This is a genomic window from Flavobacterium enshiense DK69 (assembly GCF_000498495.1).
Lineage (GTDB): Bacteria > Bacteroidota > Bacteroidia > Flavobacteriales > Flavobacteriaceae > Flavobacterium > Flavobacterium enshiense.
Map to the genome: position 1 here is coordinate 1 of NZ_AVCS01000041.1, position 5,064 is coordinate 5,064.

The following is a 5,064-nucleotide window of genomic DNA, read 5'->3' on the forward strand; positions in this document are numbered from 1 at the left end:
TTCACAAAGCCCCGGGACGTTAGCGGTAATTTAACTTGACGAGACGAAATGAAAGACGAAATAATATATTTAAATCCTCAAAATATCCTTCATTTAAAATTGTTCAAGGCTATACACCCTACTGAAGTTCACCCTAAAGCAGATCACTGGAAGTTTATCTTTCAATTGTATTCAAGCAATGGCGAGAAAATACATAATGGATATTTTACAAATAATTTTTTAGCAATTGAAAAAGAAGAAGTCTTATTAATTGAACAATATGATGAAAGCATTTTAAACGAAGAATCAATCAAAACAGACGAAGATGTTATAACGAAACTCAGAGTTTTTAATTTCGAGAAAAACATAACAGGTAATTTTTCAAAATTAATTGGAGGTGGATTCTTAATTAAAAGTTTTTCTACTGAGAAGATTATTTACTCTAAAGTTTATTATGATAAAACTGCTGAATTTGAAATAAGTTTGGGAAATATAGAATTTGAGAAAATTAAATAAACTACCGCTAACAGCGGTTTTAAGAAATTGGGGTTTGAGTGTATAATGGAATGGTCTTTTTGTATATTTGGCTTTAATCCTAATGGAATGGTTCGGGAACAAAAATCCCCAACTTCTTAAAGCCGGCGGGACGTTATGGGCAAGGCTGAAAAACATTACGATGAAAAAAATGTTATTTTTAACTTTCGTTCTTTTCTGTATCCAAAATTGTTTTGGTCAAGAACTTCGTTTGATACATGGAAAGGTATTAGAAGAAGGACTAGAACCAATGCCTGGTGTACAAATAATGATTAATGATTCGGTTAGAATTGGTCAGACCGATTTAAATGGCAATTTTGAACTTCAATTGAATCCGAATATTAAAAAAATAGAATTTGATTGTATTGGTTGTGAAAGAACACCAGTAATTTTAAAATCAAATTGCAGTAATTTGGAAGTAATAATACTGTTATCAGGAACTCATTGTTTTGCAAAACCAAAAAAAGTCGAAAGAATTAGAAAAAAGCGTTTTCAAACTTTACAGTCACTTTATAAATCTGCTTACGAAAAAGGATTATTTAAATCTTCTGATCCGTGTGGAGATATTCAATTTGTTTCATGGTTAAGTAATGACAAAAAGCCCAGCCCATAACAGCGGTTTTGTGCAAGTGGGGTTTTGGGGATTTATCGGTAATGGTTAGTGTTTGCACTTCTCTCCTATTTTTCAACTTTTTTCTTTCAAACTTTTCGGTATATTTGTGAGCAACAGTAATAAAAATCCCCACCTGCCACAAAGCCGGCGGGACGTTATGTGCAACCTTGCAAAAACTGTACGAAAAAAGGATGGAAACAACCGAAATGCAAATAGAGGAAAGAAACAAACTTTACAGGTTAGCATTTGGACTTGCAGTTTTCACCATTGTTTACAACATACTTGAAGGAATTATATCAACCTACTTTGGCTATGATGACGAAAGCCTAGCATTATTTGGTTTTGGAGTTGATAGTTTTATAGAAGCAATTTCTGGTTTAGGAATTGCACATATGATAATTCGCATTAAGCAACAACCAAATAGTAATCGAGATGATTTTGAAAGAACTGCTTTGAAAATTACTGGGCTCTCATTTTTCATTCTTACAATTGGACTCGTAGCAACAAGTGTTTATAATATTCTCAGTAATCATAAACCTAATGCTACATTTTGGGGAGTAATAATTTCAATTATTTCGATAGTTATAATGTGGGCTTTAATAATTGGAAAAACAAAAGTTGGGAAAAAACTAAAATCTGAAGCAATTCTTGCCGATGCACAATGCACAAAAGTTTGTGTTTATATGTCCATCATATTGTTAATTAGCAGTGGAATCCATGAACTTTTTCACTTTTCCTATATCGACAGTTTTGGAACACTTGGGATTGCTTATTTTGCTTTTAAAGAAGGTAAAGAATGCTTTGAGAAAGCAAGAAGTAATAAACATTGTTCATGTGAAAATGAAAATAATTAATCAAAAGGCAGCACATAACAGCGGTTTTATGCTATAGCGGGGCTTGGGATTTTTTGGATTGGTCAGTGCTTATTTTTCTTCTTTAAAAAGAAGTTTTTTCTTTCCACTTTTCGGTATATTTGTAAACATCAGTAATAAAAATCCGCTACAGCATAAAGCCGGCGGGACGTTAACGGCAACCGACGTGACGCGACGGGTAAACAGCGGTAACAAACAAATAGATAACCAAAAAGTTCCTAACTGCACCTGGAAAATTCCTTACCACAAAGTTAAAAATCCTTACTGCAGAGTTAAAACTCCTTACTGCAAAGTTAAAACTCCTTACTGCAGAGTTAAAACTCCTAACTGCGGATGTAAAACTCCTAACTGCGGATGTAAAACTCCTAACTGCGGATGTAAAACTCCTAACTGCGAAGTTAAAACTCTTAACTGCGGAGATAAAACTCCTAACTGCGGATGTAAAACTCCTAACTGCGAAGTTAAAACTCCTTACTGCGGAGATAAAACTCCTTACTGCGAAGTAAAAACTCTTAACTGCAGAGAAAAAACTCCCTACTGTGAATAGAAATATAGGAACTCAAAGACGGCAGCCGTTAACAGCGGTTTTGTGCAAGCGGGGTTCCGGTGTGTAATGGAATGGTCGGTGCTTGCACTTTCTTCTCCGAAGTGAGGTCTTTTCTTTCAAACTTTTCGGTATATTTGTAAGCATCAGTAATAAAAATCCCCGCCTGACACAAAGCCGGCGGGACGTTATGAGCAACCAAAACAAAACATTAGCTTAAAAATTACATTATGGAATTTTACGATTTCGAAAATCAAATAAACCAAATTGTCAAAACTGGTAATATTCAAGACGCCATTCAAGAAACCGAAGCAAAATTTAAAACAATTAGTGAAACTGAGTTTCATAAAGTTATCGGAAGAGATTTACTTCATTTAAAGAATGATGTTGATGAGTTTTTAAATGCTTTGTTAGAAAAATCTAAAGAGGATCTAGATGATGAGATAAAAGCCATTTATGTAGAAATGAACGGCTTTACAATAAACTATGATATGTGGTTCACAACTGGAGCTTCGTTTACATTTTGCAATGATTCTGAAGATACCGATTGGTTGGCTGATTATGATTATTTTTTTGAAATGGCAATGATTATTTCTGGCTTTGAAGATTTACAAAAAGTTTATGAAGATTATATGGTTAATGAAAAGTGGGAAATAGAAGGACTGGAAATGGCTAGTGATTTTTGTGCGCTTTTAATTACTCTTAGACTTCTTGAATTATTCAAAGCTTCATTTGAAAAATTTAATAACAATTCAGAATGGACAAATATTCCAGTATTTGTAACTTCTCATGATAGTGAAACTTTATACTGCACAATTGGCTGCTCATAACAGCAGTTTGCAGCAAGTGGGGCTTTAGGGCAAAATTTAAAGTTAGTTTTGTATTTGTAAACTTAATCTTAAATCGATACTTTTGGGAAAACAATCCCCCACCTGCAGCAAGCTGGCGGGACGTTAGCCGTCATTCACAAAACTGCCTGGAAATAAGAATCATGATAAAAATAGCAACCAAAACAAATCTTATAATTCTATCGATTTTATGTCTACTTATATATTCATGTGATATATTTTCTTTTGCTATTTTAATTAACAAAACTAACGAAGACATAAAAGTTAAAATACAATACGATAAAGAGTCTTTTGAAAAAGTATTGAAGCAAAATGAAATCGTTCCTCATCTTAAATACCTAGCGAAAAAAAGTGGAACGCTAATTAGTTTAGATACCGTAAATCTGGTTTCTGAAATTAAAATCGAAGCAAATGATTCTCTTAATATTGATTCAAATCGCGGCAATAAACCTAATTTTAAGTTTATTAAAAACATAACGATTTTTACCCATGATACAATAAAATTAAATAGTAGAGAAAAAATAATTGATTCATTCAAAGCTATAGAAAATAGAATTTTTGTAATGGAGATAAAGTAAGAACGTCGGCTAACAGCGGTTTTAAGCAATGGCGGGGCTTGGGATTTTTTGGAATGTTTTGTGAAATTTTTCGGTATATTTGTGAAGTTCCGTGAGTGGGAAACCGCCACTGCATAAAGCCGGCGGGACGTTGTGCGTTATATTAAAAAAATGAGTCGAATAAAATTTTTATCATTAGTAATAATCTTCAATTTCAGTTTTGTTTTTTCTCAAAACAGAGAGAGAATAGAAGACAGTGTACATATCTATTGGCAACCAAATATTAATTTGAACCTTAACGATTTTGAATTTGATGGCACCAAAGAAGAAAATGCAGAAATGTATTGTGAAAAAGTAAAACTTTGCGTCTGTGCTGCAACTAATATTAATATCATAATTGATTCTCCTACTAATAACAAAAAACGAAATAAAGATTTGGGAAAAATATTTATTGTTCCCGTTTTTGATAAAAATATGTCTTATGCTTTAACTAAAGATACTATTGGAGTTAATCAACAAAAATTGGTTTTCGATATTGAAGAATGGACAGCGAGATATATAAGACAAGAATTAGAAAAAATAAAAAAACAATTCAAAGACCGGCAGGATTTCTTAATAACCTGGCATAAGGTTGTTTTAAATGAAGCTCAAAAGAAAAAAAGAAAATTAATAGATGAATATACTCTTGAAGTTTATTTAGAACCAAAACCTAATGCGTATAGAGATTGGAGAATAAAAGTAGACAATATGCTTAAAGAATTGAAAGACTATGCTACAACAAAAGAAGAATGCAATAGATTTTTATATAAAAAAACAATTGAAAAAAACTATGAACAATCTGTATTTTTAGGATGTAAAAACCACAACTAAAAGAAATACAACGCACAACAGCGGTTTTATGCTATAGCGGGGCTTGGGATTTTTTGGATTGGTCAGTGCTTATTTTTCTTCTTTAAAAAGAAGTTTTTTCTTTCTACTTTTCGGTATATTTGTAAACATCAGTAATAAAAAATCCGCTACAGCATAAAGCCGGCGGGACGTTAACGGCAACCGACGAGACGAGACGTGAAAACTGGATGCCACAATTTAATTGCTACGAGAAATTTAATAACTAAAC

Annotated in this window: 7 protein-coding genes; all 7 read left to right on the forward strand. The window is 32.6% G+C overall.

What is annotated here, in order from left to right:
• Positions 1 to 48: 48 nt before the first annotated feature.
• The 7 genes from FEDK69T_RS15215 (at position 49) to FEDK69T_RS15245 (ending at position 4,817) form a co-directional block, all read left to right on the forward strand.
• Positions 49 to 495, forward strand: coding sequence for a hypothetical protein (locus FEDK69T_RS15215; protein WP_023575087.1), 447 nt, complete (start codon positions 49 to 51; stop codon positions 493 to 495).
• 82 nt (positions 496 to 577) lie between these two features.
• Entirely contained in the window at positions 578 to 1,126 is a 549-nt protein-coding gene (locus FEDK69T_RS15220; RefSeq protein ID WP_035630988.1) for a carboxypeptidase-like regulatory domain-containing protein, read from the forward strand.
• 191 nt (positions 1,127 to 1,317) lie between these two features.
• Positions 1,318 to 1,980, forward strand: coding sequence for a cation transporter (locus FEDK69T_RS15225; RefSeq protein WP_035630987.1), 663 nt, complete (start codon positions 1,318 to 1,320; stop codon positions 1,978 to 1,980).
• A 43-nt stretch (positions 1,981 to 2,023) separates the two neighbouring features.
• Positions 2,024 to 2,545: a hypothetical protein gene (locus FEDK69T_RS15230; RefSeq protein ID WP_023575090.1), complete on the forward strand. Its 522-nt coding sequence runs from the start codon at positions 2,024 to 2,026 to the stop codon at positions 2,543 to 2,545.
• A gap of 227 nt (positions 2,546 to 2,772) precedes the next feature.
• The gene (locus FEDK69T_RS15235) at positions 2,773 to 3,372 is read left to right on the forward strand and encodes a hypothetical protein (RefSeq protein WP_023575092.1); all 600 of its coding nucleotides are present in this window, start codon (positions 2,773 to 2,775) and stop codon (positions 3,370 to 3,372) included.
• A 161-nt stretch (positions 3,373 to 3,533) separates the two neighbouring features.
• On the forward strand, positions 3,534 to 3,968 hold the full coding sequence (locus FEDK69T_RS15240) for a hypothetical protein (protein ID WP_023575093.1): 435 nt from the start codon (positions 3,534 to 3,536) through the stop codon (positions 3,966 to 3,968).
• Positions 3,969 to 4,118: 150 nt separating this feature from the next.
• A complete protein-coding gene (locus FEDK69T_RS15245; protein ID WP_035630986.1) occupies positions 4,119 to 4,817 on the forward strand; it encodes a hypothetical protein in 699 nt (232 codons plus the stop codon).
• Positions 4,818 to 5,064: the final 247 nt, after the last annotated feature.

What these genes read in the sequence shown, in the direction of transcription:
- FEDK69T_RS15240 (WP_023575093.1), top strand. Translation starts at nt 3,534, where the DNA reads ATGATAAAAATAGCAACCAAAACAAATCTTATAATTCTATCGATTTTA.
- FEDK69T_RS15225 (WP_035630987.1), top strand. Translation starts at nt 1,318, where the DNA reads ATGGAAACAACCGAAATGCAAATAGAGGAAAGAAACAAACTTTACAGG.
- FEDK69T_RS15235 (WP_023575092.1), top strand. Translation starts at nt 2,773, where the DNA reads ATGGAATTTTACGATTTCGAAAATCAAATAAACCAAATTGTCAAAACT.
- FEDK69T_RS15220 (WP_035630988.1), top strand. Translation starts at nt 578, where the DNA reads ATGGAATGGTTCGGGAACAAAAATCCCCAACTTCTTAAAGCCGGCGGG.
- FEDK69T_RS15215 (WP_023575087.1), top strand. Translation starts at nt 49, where the DNA reads ATGAAAGACGAAATAATATATTTAAATCCTCAAAATATCCTTCATTTA.
- FEDK69T_RS15245 (WP_035630986.1), top strand. Translation starts at nt 4,119, where the DNA reads ATGAGTCGAATAAAATTTTTATCATTAGTAATAATCTTCAATTTCAGT.